This window comes from Saccharothrix texasensis, from assembly GCF_003752005.1.
GTDB classification, from domain to species: domain Bacteria; phylum Actinomycetota; class Actinomycetes; order Mycobacteriales; family Pseudonocardiaceae; genus Actinosynnema; species Actinosynnema texasense.
The window spans coordinates 4535651-4554068 of the sequence record NZ_RJKM01000001.1; the positions used below are offsets into that span (position 1 = coordinate 4535651).

Consider the following 18418-nt stretch of genomic DNA (forward strand, 5'->3'; position numbering starts at 1 on the left):
GTTCGACCATGACCGACAAGGACACCGGCGACGAGCGGGCCGCCCAGGACGACGGCGGCGGGACGGACCTCCCCGCCGACGACCTCGTCACCACCCAGCACAGCATCACCGTCAAGCGGCGCAAGCTGAACTACACCACGACCACCGGTCGGGTGGTGCTGCGCCAGGAGGTGCTGACCGAGGGCAAGTTCGACGGGCACCTGCCGAAGGCCGAGGTCTTCGTCACCGCGTACACGCTGGACGGCGCGGACCCGGCGAAGCGGCCGGTGACGTTCGCGTTCAACGGCGGTCCCGGCTCGTCCAGCGTGTGGCTGCACCTGGGCCTGCTCGGACCGCGCCGGGTCGTGTCCGGCGACGTCGGCGACCTCACGCCGCCGCCCTACGACCTGGTCGACAACACCGAGACGCTGCTCGCGCACAGCGACCTGGTGTTCATCGACCCGGTGTCGACCGGCTACTCGCGGGCGGTGAAGGGCGAGAAGCCCGGCCAGTACCACGGCTTCCAGGGCGACCTGGAGTCGGTCGGCGAGGTGATCCGCCTGTGGACCTCGCGCAACGGGCGGTGGATGTCGCCGAAGTTCCTGGCCGGCGAGTCGTACGGGACGACCCGCGCGGCGGGCCTGGCCGACTACCTCCAGTCGCGGTACGGCATGTACCTCAACGGGCTGATGCTGATCTCGTCGGTGCTGGACTTCACCACGCTGGACTTCAGCGAGGGCAACGACCTGCCGCACACGCTGTTCCTGCCCACGTACGCGGCGATCGCGCACTACCACGGGCTGCACGGCGACCGTCCGCTGGAGGACGTGCTGTCCGACGCGGAGGACTTCGCGTCCCGCGACTACCCGTGGGCGCTGGCGCGCGGCAACCGGCTGTCCGCCGAGGAGCGCGCGGCGACGGTGACGCGGCTGGCCGGGCTGACCGGGCTCAGCGAGGACTACGTGGACCGGGTGGACCTGCGGGTCGAGCACGTGCGGTTCTTCACCGAGCTGCTGCGGTCCGAGCGCAAGGTCGTCGGCCGGCTGGACTCGCGGTTCACCGGCGCGGACGCCGACTACGGCCGCGAGCACTTCAGCGAGGACCCGTCGTACTCGGCGATCCTGGGCCCGTACACGGCGGCGCTGAACCACTACGTGCGGGCGGAGCTGGAGTACGAGAACGACCTGCCGTACGAGATCCTGACGATGAACGTGCGGCCGTGGTCGTACAAGGAGTTCGAGGGCACGCACGTGACGGTGGCGGACAAGCTGTCGTCGGCGATGCGCGCCAACCCGCACTTGAAGGTGCACGTCGCGTACGGCTACCTGGACGGCGCGACGCCGTACTACGCCGCCGAGCACGTGGTGGCGCACCTGCGGATCCCCCAGGAGCTGCACGCCAACATCGAAGCCGCGTACTACCCCGCGGGCCACATGATGTACGTCAACGAGGAAAGCCGGTTGCAGCAGTCGAAGGACCTGGCCGACTTCGTCCAGTCCGCCTCGAACCGCTAGCCCGACCCCCCGCCGCGGGCCGGGTTCGAGCGGTCCGCGGCGGGTCGGGACAGGTCAGGGTCGGGGCAGGTCAGGGCACGACGTGCCGTTCCTCGGCGAAGTGGCAGGCGCTCGGGTGGGCGCCGACGCGCGTGACGAGCGCCGGTTCCTCGGTCGCGCACACGTCCCGCGCCTTCCAGCACCTCGTGCGGAACCGGCAGCCGGAGGGCGGGTTCAGCGGTGACGGCACGTCGCCGGTCAGGCGGATCACGTCGCGGCGACCGCGCAGGGCCGGGTCCGCCACCGGCACGGCCGACAGCAGCGCCTGCGTGTACGGGTGCGTCGGGTGCTGGTAGATCTGCTCCTCCGTGCCGATCTCGACGATCTTGCCGAGGTACATCACGGCCACCCGGTCGGACAGGTGCCGCACCACCGACAGGTCGTGCGCGATGAACACGTAGGCCAGCCCGAACTCGCCCTGCAACCGTGCCAGCAGGTTCATCACCTGCGCCTGGATCGACACGTCCAGGGCCGACACCGGCTCGTCGCACACGATGACCTTCGGCCGCAGCGCCAGCGCCCGGGCGATGCCGATCCGCTGCCGCTGCCCGCCGGAGAACTGGTGCGGGTACCGGTTGAGGTGCTCCGGGTTCAGCCCGACGACGTCCAGCAGCTCCCGCACCCGCCCGGCCCGCGAGCCGCGCGGCGCGACCTCCGGGTGGATCTCGAACGGCTCGCCGACGATGTCGCCCACGGTCATCCGCGGGTTCAGCGAGGTGTACGGGTCCTGCAGCACGATCTGCATGTCCCGCCGCCACCGCCGCAGCGCCGCGCCGCGCAGGGAGAGCACCGGTTCGCCCTCGAACAGCACCGTGCCCGACGTCGGCGGTTCCAGCCGCATCAGCACCTGCGCCAACGTCGACTTGCCGCACCCGGACTCGCCGACCACGCCCAGCGTCTCCCCCGCCCGCAGCGAGAACGACACGCCGTCCACCGCGCGCACCTGTCCCACGGTCCGCCGGAACACCACCCCGCGCGTCACGGCGAAGTGCTTCACCAGGTCGCGCACCTCCAACAGCTCAGCCACCGACGACCTCCTCCGCGAAGTGGCACGCGCTGGTCCGCCCCAGCCCGAGCCGCACGTCCTGCGGCACGACGGCCGCGCACACGGCCTCCGCGCGGGGGCACCGGGGGTGGAACGGGCAGCCCGACGGGATGCGCAGCAGGCTCGGCGGCAGCCCGCGGATCGTCTCCAGCGCGGCGCCCTTCGAGTCGAGCCGGGGCAGCGACCTCATCAACGCCGCCGTGTACGGGTGGCCGGGCGAGCGGAACAGCGACACCGCGTCCGCCTGCTCCACGATCCGCCCCGCGTACATCACCACGATCCGGTCGGCCACCTCGGCGACCACGCCCAGGTCGTGCGTGATCAGCACCAGCCCCATCCGCCGCTCGCGCTGGATCTCCGCCAGCAGGTCCATGATCTGCGCCTGCACGGTCACGTCCAGCGCCGTGGTCGGCTCGTCCGCGATCAGCACCTCGGGGTCGAGGGCCAGCGCCATCGCGATCATCGCCCGCTGCCGCATGCCGCCGGAGAACTGGTGCGGGTACTCGCGGACCCGCTGCCGGGCCGCCGGTATGCGCACCAGGTCGAGCAGCTCGATCGCCCGCGCCCGCGCCTGCGACCGGCTCATCCCGCGCCGCAGCCGCAGTTGCTCCTCGATCTGGAAACCGACCGTGAACACCGGGTTCAGCGCCGACAACGCGTCCTGGAAGATCATCGCCACGCCCTCGGCGCGGACCGCGCGCCGCCGCTCGGCCGACGCCGACAGCAGCTCCTCGCCGTGGAACCGCACCGAGCCGCCCGTGACGAACGCGGGCGGGGTGTCCAGGATGCCCATGATCGTCTGGGCGGTGACGCTCTTGCCCGACCCGGACTCGCCGAGCACGGCCAGCGTCTCGCCCGCCGACACGTGGTAGCTCACGCCGTTGAGCACGCGCGCCACCCCGTCCCGCGTGCGGAACTCCACGTGCAGGTCCTCGACCTCCAGCAGCATGATCCCCTCCTACCGCAGCTTCGGGTCGAGGGCTTCGCGCACCGCGTCGCCCAGCATCACGAACGCCAGCACGGTCGCGGTCAGGAACCCCGCCGGGAACAGCAGCGCGTGCGGCGCGACGCGCAGGTAGTCCTTGGCGCTGTTGATCATCACGCCCCACGACACGACCGGCTGCCGCAGCCCGATCCCGAGGTAGGACAGGGTCGCCTCGGCCCCGATGAACGCGCCGAGCGCGATCGTCGAGTAGACGAGCACGGGCGCGACGGTGTTGGGCAGCATGTGCTTGCCGATGATCCGCCGCGGCGACGCGCCGAGCGCCCGGGCCGCCTTCACGTAGTCCTGCTGCTTGGCCGCGATCGCGGTGGACCGCATGATCCGCATCGCCACCGGCCACGACAGCACCGAGATCGACAGCACCACCTGCGCCACGATCCGCACCGGCCCCGCGTCCCCGCCCGCGTTCAGCGTGGTCAGGATGACGATCGCGCCCAGCACGAACGGCACGCCGACGAACACGTCCGCGATCCGCGACACCACGGCGTCCAGCCAGCCGCCGTAGAACCCGGCGACCATGCCGATGGTGGCGCCGACCAGGATGACGCCGATCGTCGACAGGATGCCGACCACGATCGACGCCCGCGCGCCGTGGACGATCCGCGTGTAGATGTCGTAGCCCTGGTTGTCGTAGCCGAACCAGGCCGCCGCCGAGGGCGCGCCGCGCGACCGGGACAGGTCAGCGACGTTCGGGTCGCCGGAGGCGAACAGGCCGGGGAACGCCGCCATCAGCAGCACGAGCACGATCAGCGACACGGACACCCAGAACAGCGGTCGCCGCCGCAACGCGTGCCAGGCGTCCCCGAACAGCCCGCGCGGCCGTTCGGGGACGAGCGAAACCAGTTGGTCAGTCATAGCGGATCCTCGGGTCCAAGACCGCGTACAGCAGGTCCACCAGCAACGTCATCAGCAGGTACACCAGCACCAGCACGGTCACCACGCCGGTCACCATCGCGCCGTCCTTGGTCAGGATCGACCGGAACACCAGGCCGCCCACGCCGGGCACGTTGAAGATCCCCTCGGTGACGATCGCGCCGCCCAGGAACGCGCCGAGGTCCGTGCCGAGGAACGTGAGCACCGGGATCAGCGAGTTCCGCAGCAGGTGCACGCCGACGACCCGGCGCGTCGGCAGCCCCTTGGCCAGTGCCGTGCGCACGTAGTCCGCGCGCCGGTTCTCGGCGATGCTCGCGCGCGACAGGCGGGCGACGTAGGCCATGGACAGGCTGGCCAGGACGAACCCGGGGACGATCAGGTTCCCGAACGTGGGCGTGGTGACCGTGGGCGCGATCCAGCCGAGCTGGAGCCCGAACACCAGCTGCACGACGTACCCGGTGACGAACACCGGGATCGAGATCAGGAACAGCGTCGAGACCAGCACCAGGCTGTCCAGGAACCCGCGGTCGCGCAGCCCCGACACCACGCCGGCGGTGACGCCGATGACGGCCTCGATCAGCAGCGCGACCAGGGCCAGGCGCAGCGTCACCGGGAACGTCGCCGCGATCCGGTCGAGCACCTGGACGCCGGACGACGTGACGCCGAAGTCGCCCTGCACCAGGTTGACCAGGTACTTCCAGTACTGAAGCGGCAGCGGGTCGTCCAGGTTGAACCGCTCCCGCATCATCGACACGTAGGACGCCGGGCAGTCCCGCTCGCCGCACTTGCCCTCGAACGGGTCGCCCGGGACCGCCCACACCAACGCGTAGATCAGGAACGTGGTGCCGACGAACACCGGCACCATCTGGAGCAACCTGCGCAGCACGTAGCGCCCCAACTCCGCACTCCCCTCGACCGGCCGGCGGGTGTGTTCAGGCCACTTCCACCGAGAAGAGGTCGAGCGTGCGGAACGGGTCGAGGTTGGCCACCTTGAGCCGCTCGGACCGGCCCGCGATGGTGTTCTGCGTCCACAGCGGGATCGACGGCAGGTCGGGGGCCATCATCCGCTCGGCTTCGAGGTACAGCTCGATCGCCGCGTCCTCGCTGGGCGCCTTGTCGGCTTCGGCGAGCTTCGCGTCGAACGCCGGGTTGGAGTACAGCCCGTCGTTGGACGACGCGCCCGTGCGGAACAGCGGCGTCAGCCAGTTCTCGATCGACGGGTAGTCGGCGATCCAGCCCGACCGGTAGATGCCGGTCATCTTGCGCGCGTTCACGTTCTGCCGGAACTCGCCGAAGCTGGTCGACGGCACGAACCGCGCCTCGATGCCGAGGGTGTTCTTGACGCTGTTGACGACCGCCTCGGCCCACTCCTGGTGGCCGCCGTCGGTGTTGGACAGCAGCACGATCTCCCCCGTGTAGCCGGACTTGGCGAGCGCTTCCTTGGCCTTGGCCGGGTTGAACGCGCAGTACTCGCCGCACTGGCCGGGCCGGTAGCCCTTCATCAGCGGGTGCACCCAGCCGTCCGCGGGCTTGCGGGTGCCCTCGAAGATCCGCTTGGTGATCTCCTCGCGGTCGATCGCCATGGAGATCGCGCGCCGCAGGTCCGCGTTGTCGTAGGGCTTGGTGTAGAACGGGAACGCGATGGTCTGGTTGTTCAGCGTCTCCCGCTGCACGACCCGGTCTCCGAGGTCGGTCTCGTACTGCTTGCCCGCCAGCGCGTTGGGCGGCAGCTCCTCCATGAAGTCCAGGTTGTTCGACACCAGGTCGGCGTAGGCCGACTCGCGGCTCTGGTACACCTTCAGCGTCAGGTCTTTGAACTTCGGCTTGTCGGTGCCCTTGTAGTCGTCGTAGCGGGTCAGCTTGATGTCGGTGCCGACCGTGCGGGAGACGTACTTGAACGGGCCGTTGCCGATCGGGTTCGCCTCGAACGCGGCGCGGTCCTTGAAGAAGGACTCGGGCAGCGGGGCGAACACCTCGTAGCCGACGGTCACCGGGAACACCGCGAACGGTTCGGACAGCGTGATGGTGAACGTGTGGTCGTCGACGACTTCGAGGCCCGACAACTCCTCGGCGGTCGGGGCCGGCGGTTTCTGCTCGCCGTCCGGGCCGTCGGGGTCGGCCGGGTTGACGGCGGCGTAGCCCTCGATCTGGGAGAAGAAGCTGGCGCCCTGGGTGGCGTTGGGCCCGTAGGCGGTCCAGTTCCAGGCGTCCACGAAGCTGTTCGCGGTGACCGGGGTGCCGTCGTGGAACAGCCAGCCCTGCTTGAGCTTGACGGTGAACACCTTCGAGTCGGTGGTCTCGATCGACTCGGCCATCGCGTTGACCGGCTGCGCGTCCTGCGCGCGGTACTCGACCAGGCCGGTGAACATCGGGTCGAGGACGCGGCTGCCGCCGGTCTCGGTGGTGTTGCCCGGGATGAGGGGGTTCTCCGGCTCGGTGTTGAAGATCGTGATGCCGGCGTCGGTGTTCGAGCCGGTCGGCGTCTCCGCCGAACCGCAGGCCGTGGCCGCCAGGACGAGCGCCACGGCGGCGGTCGCCGTTGAGGGGGTTAATCGTGCACCGGACATAGGTCCTCCCACCTGATCGGGGTAACCGAGCAGAGTCGGCCGCTTTCGCAGCGTGAGAGAGAACCTAGGGGTCGGGTGACCCGGGCCACACGGATGGGCGCATCACGACCTGGTCACGATCAATCCCAGTTGACGGACAGGTACGTTGACGTGCTCGTTCGCGCCGGCGGGCGTGGTCAGGCGAGGGCGAACGCGATGCCGTCGAGGATGTCGTGCTCGCTGGCGACGAGCTCCGTGACGCCCTGCGCCTCCAGGTGGTCGGCGAGCGTGCGCACGACCAGCGCGCCGCCGCAGATCACGTCGACCCGGCCGGGGTGCATCGGGCCGAGCGCGGCGCGCTCGTCGTGACCCATGGTGAGCAGCTTCGCGGTGATCTCGCGGATCCGGTCGAGGCCGAGCCGGGCGAGGTGGATCTCCTCCGGTTCGTACCTCGGCAGTTCCTTCGCCAGCGCGACGAGGGTCGTGACCGTGCCGGCCACCCCGATCCAGGTCTTGGCCTTGCCGGTCGGCACGGCGGCGAACGCCTCGGCCAGCACCTCGCGGGTGACGTCGACGGCCTGCTCGACCTGCGCTTCGGTCGGCGGGTCGTCGTGCAGGCAGCGCTCGGTGAGCCGCACGCAGCCGATGTCGACCGAGCGGGCGGCCTCGACCTCGCCGCGCACGCCGTCCCACGTGCCCAGCACCAACTCGGTCGACCCGCCGCCGATGTCGGAGACCAGGAAGGGACCTTCGTCCGCGTCCAGGTCGGACACCGCTCCCGTGAAGGACAGCCGGGCTTCTTCGTCACCCGTGATGACCTCGGCCTCCACGCCGAGCACCTCCCGGGTCATGTCGAAGAAGGCGGCCTTGTTCGTGGCGTCGCGCGTCGCCGACGTCGCCACCATCCGCACGCGCTCGGTTCCCTTGCGGCGCAGGACGTTCGTGTAGTCGACCAGCGCGGCCCGGGTGCGGTCGATCGCGTCGGGGTGCAGCTCGCCGGTCGCGTCGACCCCTTGGCCGAGCCGGACAACCCTCATCTCCCGGTGCACGTCCCTCAACCACCGTTCACCAGTGTCCGATGTGGTCACATCGGCGACCAGGAGGCGGATCGAGTTGGTCCCGCAGTCGATCGCGGCTACGCGTGCCATGCCCGAGGTCCCCTTCGTGCTGGTCAGTGGTGAATGCATCTCCAGGAGCAGGGTAATCGAGAGGGGAGAAAGCAGGTCCTCGCCGGACGGGCAGATCAGCAGGGTGACCGGGGCTGGGTGGTTGTGTGCCGGGTCCGTTGTGGTCCGGGGTGTGCGGCGGCGGTGATCCAGGGCGTCGCGGCGGCTGGGCGGACGACCGGCGGCGTGGTCCACGGGCGTGCTTCCTCCTCGTTGAGGGCGGCGGGACAGCACTCGGCGAGCCTTGTCCTGACCGGTGGCGGGATGGCGGCCACGCACACCGCGGACGTGCGCCGCGCGCGGGTCGGCGGGTCGTCGCGCGGTCGGACGACCGGATCACCGAAGCGCGGCGGGATGTCCGGACCGGCGGGTGGGACCGCCGGTGCGTGTTCGACCGACTCGACGGCGTTGTCGACGACTGTCGCAACGATGCGAAACGCCCGTCTTAACCCGTTAAGCGATCCTCACCGCCGAGCACCGCTGTCGACCACCGCGGTCACCGCCGCCGAGCGGGTCGGGCGAGGCTCAGGTGGCCTTCATGGACGACGTCGACGACGACGGGTAGGACGAACCCGAACCGGTTGAGGACGTGCCCTCCGACGTGCCCGCGGGCGACGTGCCCGCGGAGGTCGTCGCGACGGGCGTGGTCGCGGGCGCCTCGGTCGTGGTGGTCGTCGTCGTGGTGGTCGGCGTGGGGCAGCCGGGCGGGATCGACGGCGTCGTGGTGGGTGTCGTCGTCGGCGTGCTGGTCGTCGTCCCGGTCGGCTCCGCCGGCTCCGTGGGGCACGTCGGCGTCGTGGTCGTCGTCGACGGCCTCGTCGGCACGCTCGGGGTGAACGTGATCGTCACGCCGGGCCGCCACGTCGTCGTCGGCGTGGTGGTCGTCGTCGGGTTCGCCGTGCTGGAGGACGGCGGCGTCGTGTTCCCGGGCGGGGAGGCGTTGTTGTGGTCCGACGGGGTGTCGTCGCCGGGGCTCGGGCGGAAGTCGTCGTCCGAGCCGATGATGTCCGGCAGCACCGGCACGCCGTTGGCGTACACGTCCGCCCAGTACAGCACCGTGGCCACGTACTCGTTGGACTGGTTGTAGCGGAACACCGAGCGCGCGCGCTGCACCGGGTCGCTGACGTCCACGTTGTTCGCGCACAGGTAGTTGCCCGCGCCGATGGTGGCGTCGTAGATGTTGTTCGGGTTCCGCTCGCCGTCCTCGTTGCCGTCGGCCGCGTAACCGGCCCACGTGGAGGGGATGAACTGCATCGGGCCGACGGCCCGGTCCCAGGTGCGGTCGCCGTCGAACTTGCCGCCGTCGGTGTCGCGGATCGCGGCCACGCCGGGCGCGCCGTTGAGCACCGGGCCCACGATCCGCTCGACCGTGGTGCCGCTCTCGGTGACCCGGCCGCCGTGCGCGTGCCCGGACTCGATGCGGCCGATGCTGGCCAGCAGCGGCCAGTCCAGCCGGCAGCCGGGCGTGGTCTGCCCCAGCCGGTCCGCCGCGCGCATGTACGCGTCGAGCATGACGCCGGGGATGCCGTGCTGGCCCTCGCGCAGGAAACCGCCCTCCAGCGGGGGCAGGTCGTCCTCGAACTCCGACGGGTCGTCGGCGTCGGCGAGCAGCGCCGCGCTCAGCTCGTCGGTCTCGGGCAGTTGGCCGGTGGCGCCGAGCTTGCCCTCGGCGTCCAGCGCGAGCGTGCCCAGCACGTCGCCCGGACCGGGCGGCACGGCTTCCACGCCGTCGGGGTCGGCGAGGCTGAACCAGTCGATCGGGGTGGCCGTGTGCAGCAGCGCCGGCACGAGCATCGCGGCGGTCGCGGTGGCCGCGAAGCCCCATTGCCGAGGCGTCATCGTGCCCGGATGGACCTTGGTCCTCTTCCGCCCCCGACGCCTCGACTTCGGCACAGCCACGAACTCCCCATCGACTCGTCACCCGGCCTGTGAACCAGCCTGCCTGATCCGAACGGCGGTGTCACGGGCACATCAGAGGTTTGTGCCCGAAGAACTGCCCGGACGGTCAGTTTTTCACCTTTGACGCGCAGTCACCGCTCGGCCACCACTGCGCGAGCCGGTCGAGCGCCTCGTCGCCGAACGGGTTCACGCCCGGGCCGGCCGCCAGCGAGTGCGCCACGTGCACGTGCAGGCACTTGACGCGGGCCGGCATGCCGCCGGCGGTCACGGTCGTGCCGAGCGGCTCGATCGCGTCCCGCTCCGCCAGGTACGCCTCGTGCGCCCGGAGGTAGCTCGCGGCCAGCTGCTCGTCCTCGGCCAGCCGGTCGGTCATCTCCTTCATCAGCCCGGCGCCCTCGAGCCTGCTGACGTAGGAGTTCAACCGCGAGCAGGTCAGGTAGTACAGGGTCGGGAACGGCGTGCCGTCCTCCAACCGGGGGTTGGTCCGCACGACCGCCGGGTGCCCGCTCGGGCACCGCGCGGCGACCGCCCTGATGCCCCTCGGCGCTCGGCCCAACTGCGCCGCGACCGCCGCCAGGTCCTCTTCGCTCACCGTCATCGCGCCGCCGCCGAATCCCACAACTGCTCGTACCACGCCTTGTCCTCGGCCGGTTTGGTCGCCGGTCGCTGTTGGTCCAGTTCACGTTCCGCGTCGCCGGGGAGCTGCACGATGTAGGGCGTCTCGCCGGGCCGCACGTAGTGCAGCCTGCGCCGCGCCTCGGCCTCGACGTGCGCCGGGTCGGCCAGTTCCCGCTTGCGCCGCTCCAGCTGCCCGACCTCGGCGCGCAGCGTCTCCTGCGAGGCGGTGACGCCGCGCAGCTCCTCGCGCTGCGCCAGGTACGTGCGCAGCGGCACGGCGATGCTCAGCGCCAGCGCGCACACCACCATCGCCAGCAGCGCGGCCCGCCGCGTGCCGGTCATGCCGAACGCGCCGCCCGTGCCCGCGCCAGCCCTGGTCCGGGCCCTGGACTGCGGTTTGCGGGCCGCCGCCTTGCCCTTGCGGGGTTCCGGCTTGCGGGGGGCGCCCTGGCGCGGCTCGCCCCCGCGGGCCTGCCCGGTCCGGGACTGCGCCCGGGCAGGGCGGGACCTCGGCGTGGCCTCGCGACCACGCCGGGGTTCCCGTTCCCGTCGTGCCATCAGCTCTCCGGCGTGTACCGCGGGAAGGCCAGGTCGCCCGCGTAGCGCGCGGCGTCGCCCAGGGCCTCCTCGATGCGCAGGAGCTGGTTGTACTTCGCGGTGCGCTCGCCGCGGGCGGGCGCGCCGGTCTTGATCTGGCCCGCGCCGACGGCGACGGCCAGGTCGGCGATCGTGGTGTCCTCGGTCTCGCCGGACCGGTGGGACATCATCGACTTGTAGCCGTAGGAGGTGGCCAGCGCGACCGCGTCCAGCGTCTCGGACAGCGTGCCGATCTGGTTGACCTTCACCAGCAGCGCGTTGGCCGCGCGGCGGGAGATGCCCTCCTCCAGCCGCTCCGGGTTGGTCACGAACAGGTCGTCGCCGACGATCTGCACGCGCTCGCCCAGCTCGGCCGTCATCTGCACCCAGCCGTCCCAGTCGTCCTCGGACAGCGGGTCCTCGATCGACACCATCGGGTAGGCGTCGACCAGCTCGGTGTAGTAGCCGGTCATCTGCTCGGCGCTGCGCTTGGTCTTCTCGAACGTGTAGGCGCCGTCGGCGTAGAACTCCGTGGCGGCCACGTCCAGCGCCAGCGCGATGTCGCGGCCCGGCGTGAAGCCCGCCTTCTCGATCGCGACCAGGATCAGGTCGAGCGCGTCCCGGTTGCTCGACAGGGACGGCGCGAAGCCGCCCTCGTCGCCGAGGCCCGTGCCCAGGCCCTTCGACTTCAGCACCGACTTGAGCGCGTGGTAGGTCTCCGCGCCCCAGCGCAGCGCCTCGCGGAAGGTCTCCGCGCCGATCGGCGCGATCATGAACTCCTGGATGTCCACGTCGGTGTCGGCGTGCGCGCCACCGTTGAGGATGTTCAGCATCGGCACCGGCAGCACGTGCGCGTTCGGGCCGCCGATGTAGCGGAACAGCTCGAGGCCGCTGGACGCCGCCGCCGCCTTCGCCACCGCGAGCGACACGCCGAGGATGGCGTTCGCGCCCAGGCGGGACTTGTCCGGCGTGCCGTCCAGGTCGACCAGCTTCTGGTCGACCACCCGCTGCTCGACGGCCTCGATGCCGACCAGCTCGGGACCGATCTCGTCGAGCACCGCCGTGACCGCGCGCTCGACGCCCTTGCCCAGGTAGCGCTTGGCGTCGCCGTCCCTCAGCTCGACCGCCTCGTGCTCGCCGGTCGACGCCCCGGACGGGACCGCGGCGCGCTCCAGCGTGCCGTCGTCCAGCGCCACCTCTACCTCGACGGTCGGGTTGCCTCGCGAGTCCAGGATCTCGCGGGCGCCGACCTGCTCGATGACCGCCACGTGCGCTCCCTCGTCAGACCATCTGTGTATCGGTGCCGAGCCTAGTTGGTGCAAGGTGTGGGACTGCCCCGGCTCGCCTGTTGGGGGCACTGGCCGGAAGGGGTTCACCGGTGGTTCACGTGGCGCGGGGTGGGGACGGACCGCTGCTGGTGCTGCTGCACGGGCTCGGCGCGACCGGGTCGGTGTGGCGCGGAGCTGCGGAAACGTGGCCCGGGGCGTGGCTGGCGGTCGACCTGCCCGGTCACGGCCGGTCGGCGCCGGCGGCGCGGTACTCGTTCGGCTCGCTGGCGGCTTCGGTGGCCGCCGCGGTCGGTTCGGGCCCGGTGGCGGTGCTCGGCCACTCGTTGGGCGGCGTGGTGGCGTTGACGCTGGCCAGCGGCTGGTTCGGGGTGGACGTGCGGGCGGTCGGCGGGCTCGGGGTCAAGCTGCGGTGGACGCCCGAGGAGCTGGCGCGGGCGGCGGCGCTGGCCGCGAAGCCCGCGCGGGTGTTCCCGACCCGCGAGGAGGCCTCGGCGTGGGCGTCGAAGCTGGCCGGCGTGCCGGTGGCGGACGGCGTGACCGAGACCGGCGGCGGGTGGCGCGCGGCGCTGGACCCGGCGGCGTTCGGGGTGGGCGAGCCGGACGTGGCGGGGCTGCTGGCGGTGGCGAAGGCGCCGGTCGTGCTGGCGGCGGGCGAGACCGACCCCATGTGCCCGCCGGAGCACCTGCTGGCGGCGCGGGCGGACGGCCTGGTGCTGCCCGGCGTGGGCCACAACGCCCACGTGGAGCGGCCGGCGTCGGTCAAGCCGGTGCTCGACCGGCTGCACGGCGCTCTCGTGTCGTGACACGCCCGTCCCGTCATCCGGTCGGCTGTCGTGTGGCGGCCGGATGGCCGGGTAGCGTTGATCGAACCATGACGGACGGCACCTTCGAGGCGTTCCGCCGAGCCGAGGCGCTGCTCGCCCAACGCCGACCGCTGGAGGCGCTGCGCGAGCTGCGAGTCGTGCTCGACGCGGCGCCGGACCAAGTGGGCGTGCAGCTGCTCGCGGGTCGGGCCTACCTGGGTTCGGCCCAGCTCACGCGCGCCGAGGCGGCGTTCCGGAAGGTGCTCGACCTGGACCCCAGCGATCACTACGCGAGGTTCGCGCTCGGCCGGACGTTGCAGCGGCAGAGCCGGTTGACCGAGGCGTTGACGCAGTTGCGGATGGCGGCGGCGATGAACCCGTCGCCGGAGTACCAGGAAGCGTTGGGCGAGGTCAGCGCCCGACTCGCGGTGGAACGGGACCGATGACGGCGTACGAGTTGGGGCCCGTGGTGGCCGAACGGCGGGTGGAGTGCGTGGCCGGTGACGGCACCCGCACGGAGGTCGTGATCAGGTTCGGGGCGCCCCACCCGGACCCGCTGAGCCCGCACGACGACTGGTGCTGCCCGCACCAGGTCCTCGGCCTGGGCGACGAGGCCGTCGGCGCGTCGTTCGGCGTCGACTCCTTGCAGGCCCTGCTGCTCAGCGTGCACCGCGTGCGGCTGGAGCTGGCCGAACGCGCGGCCCGGGCGGCGGTGGACCTCGACTGGCTCGGCCTGGCGGACCTGGGCCTGACCGTCGAACCGCCCACGCGCCCCTGAGGGCAGTCGGGCGCGGTCGGCCCTCGTCGCCCGGTCAGCCCTCGTTGCCGGCGCGGGCGTAGGCGTCGGCCCCGCTGTAGACGTTCTGGCCGTACTCGGTCGAGTTGTTGTAGGCCAGCACGGCCGCCCACCAGCCCGCGCCGGTGCCCAGGTCGCGTCCGCCCGAGCAGAGGTAGCGGGCGGCGGCCAGGGCGGCGTCGTCGATGTTCTGCGGGTCGGGGTCCTGCCCGTCGCCGTTCGCGCGCACCGCGTAGCGGGCCCACGTGGTCGGGATGAACTGCATCGGGCCGACCGCGCGGTCCCAGCGGGTGTCGCCGTCGAGCGTGCCGCCGTCGCTGTCGGCGATCGCCTTCACGCCCGGCGAGCCGTCCAGCGGGATGCCGATGATCGGGCGTGACGGCCGGCCGTCCTCGCCGAGGCGCAGGCCGCCGATCGTGCCGTGGTGCGACTCGATGCGGCCGATGCCGGCCAGCGTCGCCCAGGACACCCGGCACGCCGGGGCCTGCGTCCGCATGGCCATGTCCGCGATGGCGTACGCGCGCAGGGCGCGGACCGGGATGTCGGTCTTGTCCGACAACGCCGCCGCCCACGCGCCGAGCGGGTCGGTCGTCGACTGCGGCTGCCCGGCCGGTGGCGCCTCGCCGCCCGGACCGGGCGCGGCGGCGCCGGGCTCGACCGCCAGGAACGGCACCGGGAACGGCGGGTCGGCGGCCTGCCCGGGTCCCGAGCGGTTGAAGGTGGCCAGCGCCCACGCCCCGCCCGCCACCACGGCGAGCAGGATCAGCACCAGGACCAGGCGACCGAAGAGGTCGCCGGCCCGACCGCGGCCGGGGCGCGGTTCGGGCTTCGACGTCTTGGGCGGCGGCGGGACGACCACGACCCCAGGCTACGTGCTCCCGGCGCCCGCACGGCGAGGATCACACACCGGTTCGTCCTTTCTGCGTCCTATACCGCGTTCGCCCCGGTCTGTGCCCTAGACGTGCCAGTACAGCCTTGCCTAAGTTCGATGAGCCTTGGTTAACTCCGCGTGAGGACAACGCCGTGCTCGTCAGCAACGGGCTCATCGGGCTGCGCGAAGGGCTGGAAGCAGCACTGGTCGTCAGCATCCTGGTGGCCTTCCTGGTCAAGACCGACCGCCGGTCGCGCCTGCCCCACGTCTGGTGGGGCGTCGGCGCCGCCGTCGCGCTGTCGGTCCTGGTCGGCGCGGTCATCACCTTCACCACCGCCTCGATGACGTTCCAGCAGCAGGAGGCGTTCGGCGGCGGGATGTCGCTGCTGGCGGTCGCCTTCGTCACCGGGATGATCTTCTGGATGCGGTCGACGGCCCGCACGATCGCCGCCGAGCTGCGCGGCAAGCTGGACCGGGCGCTGGACGTTGGCCCGGCGGCCGTGGTGACCCTGGCGTTCCTCGCCGTCGGCCGCGAGGGCCTGGAGACGGCGGTGTTCTTCTACTCCAGCGTGCAGAGCGCGGGCGACACCGTGCAGCCGATGATCGGCTTCCTGGTCGGCATCGGCGTCGCCGTCGCCCTCGCCCACCTGCTCTACCGGGGCGCGATCCGGTTCGACCTGGGCAAGTTCTTCACCTGGACGGGCGCGCTGCTGGTGTTCGTGGCGGCGGGCGTGCTCGCCTACGGCCTGCACGACCTGCAGGAGGCCGCGATCCTGCCCGGCTTGGACACCCTGGCGTTCGACCTGAGCGAGACCGTGCCGGAGGACTCCTGGTTCGGCGCGCTGCTCAAGGGGATCTTCAACTACTCGCAGCGCACCACCGTGCTGCAAGCCGTCGCGTGGACCGCGTACGTCGCGATCGTCCTGCCGCTGTTCCTGATCCGCCCGCGCGTCGCGGCGAAGAGCTGAAACCGGAGAACCACCAGTGCCCGTCCACCCCGCCGCCCGCACCGGAACCATCCGCACCGGAGCCATCCGCACCGCCGCCCTCGGCGCCCTGCTGCTGCTCGCCACCGCCTGCGGCGACGAGGCCGCGCCCGCCGGCGCCGGCGGACCGATCGCCGTCGAGGCCTCCGACGACGCCTGCAAGGTCGCCCGCACCTCCGCGGACACCGGCAACGTGACCTTCGAGGTCACCAACAAGGGCAGCAAGGTCACCGAGTTCTACCTGTTCGCCGAAGGCGACCGGATCCTCGGCGAGGTGGAGAACATCGGCCCCGGCCTCACCCGGCGGCTGATCGTGGAGGTCACCGAGGCCGGCAAGCTCCAGACCGCGTGCAAGCCCGGCATGAAGGGCGACGGCATCCGCGGCGAGTTCACCGTGTCGGGCGAGGGCCGCAAGTCCACCGACGCGGACGCGAAGCTCGCCGAGGCGACCAAGGGCTACCAGCGGTACGTCACCTCCCAGGCCGACAGCCTGCTCGCCAAGACCACCGAGTTCGTCGACGCGGTCAAGGCGGGCGACGTCGACGAGGCCAAGGCGCTGTTCCCGGTGGCCCGCACCTACTGGGAGCGCGTCGAGCCCGTCGCGGAGAGCTTCGGCGACCTCGACCCCAAGATCGACGGCCGGGAGGACGTCCTCGAGGAGGGCGCCGAGTTCACCGGCTTCCACCGGCTGGAGAAGGACCTGTGGCAGGACGGCCTGAAGGCCGACTCCCCCGCCGTCGCCGACCGGCTGCTCACCGACGTCAAGGACGTCGTGACCCGGGCGAAGGCCGTCGAGCTGACCCCGTTGCAGCTGGCCAACGGCGCGAAGGAGCTGCTGGACGAGGTCGCCACCGGCAAGATCACCGGCGAGGAGGACCGCTACTCGCACACCGACCTGTGGGACTTCCGGGCCAACGTGGACGGCTCGCAGGCGGCCGTCGCGGCGCTGCGGCCGGTGATCGAGGAGCGGGACGCGGCACTGGTCGCGTCCGTGGACGAGAAGTTCGAGGCGCTCGACGGGCTGCTGGAGGAGCACCGCGCGGGCGACGGCTTCAAGCTGTACACCGAGCTGTCCGAGGACGAGGTCAAGGCGCTGGCCGCGGCGGTCGACGCGCTCGGCGAGCCGATCAGCAAGGTCGCGGAGGTGGTGTCGCGGTGACGGGTCTGCCGCGTCGCAGGCTGCTCGGGTTCGCCGGGGCGGGCGTCGCGCTGGCCGGCGCGGGCGCGGCGGTCGGCGCGCTGTCCTCGTCCCGGCCGTCGTCCGACCAGGTGCGGCTGACGGGCGCGGAGGCCGTGCCGTTCCACGGTGAGCACCAGGCCGGCATCACCACGCCCGCGCAGGACCGGATGCACTTCGTCGCGCTGGACGTGACCACGACCAAGCGCGCCGAGCTGGTCTCGCTGCTCCAGGAGTGGACCGAGGCGGCACGCCGGATGACCGCCGGCCAGGAGGCGGCCGAGGGCGGCGCGGTGGGCGGCAACGCGCAGGCGCCGCCGAAGGACACCGGCGAGGCGCTGGACCTGCCGCCGTCCGCGCTGACCCTGACCATCGGCTTCGGCCCGTCGCTGTTCGACGAGCGGTTCGGGCTGGCCGGGAGCAAGCCGGCGAAGCTGATCGACCTGCCCCGGTTCCCCGGCGACGACCTGGACGAGCGGCGCACCGGCGGCGACCTGTGCGTCCAGGCGTGCGCCAACGACCCGCAGGTGGCCGTGCACGCGATCCGCAACCTCGTGCGGATCGGGTTCGGCCGGGTCTCCGTGCGGTGGTCGCAGCTGGGCTTCGGCCGCACGTCGTCCACCTCCACGGCCCAGGCGACGCCGCGCAACCTGTTCGGCTTCAAGGACGGCACCAACAACGTCAAGGCCGAGGACGGCGACGCGCTGCGCGAGCACGTGTGGGTCGCGCCGGGCGACGGGCCGGACTGGCTGGTCGGCGGCACGTACCTGGTGGCGCGCCGGATCCGGATGCACGTCGAGATCTGGGACCGCACCTCGCTGGCCGAGCAGGAGCAGATCGTCGGCCGCACCAAGGGCGTCGGCGCGCCGCTCGGGCAGGTCGCCGAGTTCGACCCGGTCGACCTGCACGTCAAGGGCAAGGGCGGGCTGCCGGTGATCGGCGCGACGGCGCACGTGCGGCTGGCGTCGGCCGAGCACCTGGGCGGCGTGCGCGTCCTGCGCCGCGGCTACAACTTCACCGACGGGTCGGACGGGCTCGGCCACCTCGACGCCGGGCTGTTCTTCCTGTGCTTCAACCGCGACACGGGCAAGCAGTTCGTGCCGATGCAGGCGGCGCTGGCGGCCGGGGACAAGATGATGGAGTACCTGGAGCACAACGGCTCCGGTCACTTCGCCGTGCCGCCCGGTGTCCGCGAGGGCGGTTTCTGGGGCGACACCCTGTTCACCTGACCTGCCTGG

At 71.9% G+C, this 18418-nt stretch carries 18 protein-coding genes; 7 read left to right on the forward strand and 11 right to left on the reverse strand.

The features are described 5' to 3' along the window. The first annotated feature begins 8 nt into the window (after window positions 1–8). Window positions 9–1493 (forward strand): S10 family peptidase, encoded by a 1485-nt coding sequence (locus EDD40_RS19260; protein WP_123744155.1) that lies wholly within the window; start codon window positions 9–11, stop codon window positions 1491–1493. 70 nt (window positions 1494–1563) lie between these two features. Here EDD40_RS19260 and EDD40_RS19265 read toward each other — a convergent pair whose 3' ends face one another. From EDD40_RS19265 to eno, 10 genes are all read right to left on the reverse strand, one after another. Further along, a complete protein-coding gene (locus EDD40_RS19265; RefSeq protein ID WP_123744156.1) occupies window positions 1564–2559 on the reverse strand; it encodes an ABC transporter ATP-binding protein in 996 nt (331 codons plus the stop codon). Beyond that, a complete protein-coding gene (locus tag EDD40_RS19270) occupies window positions 2552–3526 on the reverse strand; it encodes an ABC transporter ATP-binding protein (RefSeq protein WP_123744157.1) in 975 nt (324 codons plus the stop codon). Before EDD40_RS19270 ends, EDD40_RS19265 begins: the two co-directional genes overlap by 8 nt. A gap of 9 nt (window positions 3527–3535) precedes the next feature. Continuing rightward, window positions 3536–4435, reverse strand: coding sequence for an ABC transporter permease (locus EDD40_RS19275; protein WP_123744158.1), 900 nt, complete (start codon window positions 4433–4435; stop codon window positions 3536–3538). Further along, window positions 4428–5351 (reverse strand): ABC transporter permease, encoded by a 924-nt coding sequence (locus tag EDD40_RS19280; RefSeq protein ID WP_123744159.1) that lies wholly within the window; start codon window positions 5349–5351, stop codon window positions 4428–4430. The genes EDD40_RS19275 and EDD40_RS19280 overlap by 8 nt, the downstream gene beginning before the upstream one ends. 34 nt (window positions 5352–5385) lie before the next feature. Continuing rightward, complete coding sequence (locus EDD40_RS19285) at window positions 5386–7020, reverse strand: peptide ABC transporter substrate-binding protein (protein WP_123744160.1); 1635 nt, start codon at window positions 7018–7020, stop codon at window positions 5386–5388. A gap of 176 nt (window positions 7021–7196) precedes the next feature. Further along, window positions 7197–8147, reverse strand: coding sequence for a Ppx/GppA phosphatase family protein (locus EDD40_RS19290; RefSeq protein WP_123744161.1), 951 nt, complete (start codon window positions 8145–8147; stop codon window positions 7197–7199). A gap of 543 nt (window positions 8148–8690) precedes the next feature. Beyond that, window positions 8691–10004 carry a lytic transglycosylase domain-containing protein gene (locus EDD40_RS19295; protein WP_246037736.1) on the reverse strand — a complete coding sequence of 438 codons (1314 nt, stop codon included), beginning with the start codon at window positions 10002–10004 and terminating at the stop codon, window positions 8691–8693. 166 nt (window positions 10005–10170) lie between these two features. Continuing rightward, window positions 10171–10662, reverse strand: coding sequence for a DUF501 domain-containing protein (locus EDD40_RS19300; protein ID WP_123748136.1), 492 nt, complete (start codon window positions 10660–10662; stop codon window positions 10171–10173). Next, window positions 10659–11240: an FtsB family cell division protein gene (locus EDD40_RS43685; RefSeq protein WP_123744163.1), complete on the reverse strand. Its 582-nt coding sequence runs from the start codon at window positions 11238–11240 to the stop codon at window positions 10659–10661. Before EDD40_RS43685 ends, EDD40_RS19300 begins: the two co-directional genes overlap by 4 nt. After that, window positions 11240–12526: a phosphopyruvate hydratase gene (gene eno / locus EDD40_RS19310; RefSeq protein WP_123744164.1), complete on the reverse strand. Its 1287-nt coding sequence runs from the start codon at window positions 12524–12526 to the stop codon at window positions 11240–11242. The genes EDD40_RS43685 and eno overlap by 1 nt, the downstream gene beginning before the upstream one ends. Before the next feature lie 110 nt (window positions 12527–12636). Between eno and EDD40_RS19315 the strand changes: the two genes are divergently transcribed. The 3 genes from EDD40_RS19315 (at window position 12637) to EDD40_RS19325 (ending at window position 14128) form a co-directional block, all read left to right on the forward strand. Further along, complete coding sequence (locus tag EDD40_RS19315) at window positions 12637–13350, forward strand: alpha/beta fold hydrolase (RefSeq protein WP_123744165.1); 714 nt, start codon at window positions 12637–12639, stop codon at window positions 13348–13350. 68 nt (window positions 13351–13418) lie between these two features. Continuing rightward, window positions 13419–13796, forward strand: coding sequence for a tetratricopeptide repeat protein (locus tag EDD40_RS19320; RefSeq protein ID WP_123744166.1), 378 nt, complete (start codon window positions 13419–13421; stop codon window positions 13794–13796). Further along, window positions 13793–14128, forward strand: a complete 336-nt coding sequence (locus EDD40_RS19325) for a DUF6968 family protein (protein WP_123744167.1) — start codon at window positions 13793–13795, stop codon at window positions 14126–14128. Before EDD40_RS19320 ends, EDD40_RS19325 begins: the two co-directional genes overlap by 4 nt. Before the next feature lie 34 nt (window positions 14129–14162). Here EDD40_RS19325 and EDD40_RS19330 read toward each other — a convergent pair whose 3' ends face one another. Continuing rightward, window positions 14163–15005 (reverse strand): lytic transglycosylase domain-containing protein, encoded by an 843-nt coding sequence (locus EDD40_RS19330; RefSeq protein ID WP_123744168.1) that lies wholly within the window; start codon window positions 15003–15005, stop codon window positions 14163–14165. A gap of 164 nt (window positions 15006–15169) precedes the next feature. Here EDD40_RS19330 and efeU point away from each other — a divergent pair, with 164 nt between their 5' ends. From efeU to efeB, 3 genes are read left to right on the forward strand one after another with little or no spacing between them, the layout of a single operon-like run. After that, window positions 15170–15985 carry an iron uptake transporter permease EfeU gene (efeU, locus tag EDD40_RS19335; protein WP_123744169.1) on the forward strand — a complete coding sequence of 272 codons (816 nt, stop codon included), beginning with the start codon at window positions 15170–15172 and terminating at the stop codon, window positions 15983–15985. Window positions 15986–16001: 16 nt separating this feature from the next. Next, the gene (efeO, locus tag EDD40_RS19340; protein ID WP_425471215.1) at window positions 16002–17162 is read left to right on the forward strand and encodes an iron uptake system protein EfeO; all 1161 of its coding nucleotides are present in this window, start codon (window positions 16002–16004) and stop codon (window positions 17160–17162) included. Further along, entirely contained in the window at window positions 17159–18409 is a 1251-nt protein-coding gene (efeB, locus tag EDD40_RS19345; protein WP_123744170.1) for an iron uptake transporter deferrochelatase/peroxidase subunit, read from the forward strand. Before efeO ends, efeB begins: the two co-directional genes overlap by 4 nt. Window positions 18410–18418: the final 9 nt, after the last annotated feature.

Excerpts from the sequence above, each read along its gene's own strand:
- EDD40_RS19300 (WP_123748136.1), bottom strand. The coding sequence starts at position 10,662 with ATGACGGTGAGCGAAGAGGACCTGGCGGCGGTCGCGGCGCAGTTGGGC.
- EDD40_RS19275 (WP_123744158.1), bottom strand. The coding sequence starts at position 4,435 with ATGACTGACCAACTGGTTTCGCTCGTCCCCGAACGGCCGCGCGGGCTG.
- EDD40_RS19320 (WP_123744166.1), top strand. The coding sequence starts at position 13,419 with ATGACGGACGGCACCTTCGAGGCGTTCCGCCGAGCCGAGGCGCTGCTC.
- EDD40_RS19325 (WP_123744167.1), top strand. The coding sequence starts at position 13,793 with ATGACGGCGTACGAGTTGGGGCCCGTGGTGGCCGAACGGCGGGTGGAG.
- EDD40_RS19285 (WP_123744160.1), bottom strand. The coding sequence starts at position 7,020 with ATGTCCGGTGCACGATTAACCCCCTCAACGGCGACCGCCGCCGTGGCG.
- EDD40_RS43685 (WP_123744163.1), bottom strand. The coding sequence starts at position 11,240 with ATGGCACGACGGGAACGGGAACCCCGGCGTGGTCGCGAGGCCACGCCG.
- EDD40_RS19290 (WP_123744161.1), bottom strand. The coding sequence starts at position 8,147 with ATGGCACGCGTAGCCGCGATCGACTGCGGGACCAACTCGATCCGCCTC.
- EDD40_RS19260 (WP_123744155.1), top strand. The coding sequence starts at position 9 with ATGACCGACAAGGACACCGGCGACGAGCGGGCCGCCCAGGACGACGGC.
- EDD40_RS19270 (WP_123744157.1), bottom strand. The coding sequence starts at position 3,526 with ATGCTGCTGGAGGTCGAGGACCTGCACGTGGAGTTCCGCACGCGGGAC.
- EDD40_RS19295 (WP_246037736.1), bottom strand. The coding sequence starts at position 10,004 with ATGACGCCTCGGCAATGGGGCTTCGCGGCCACCGCGACCGCCGCGATG.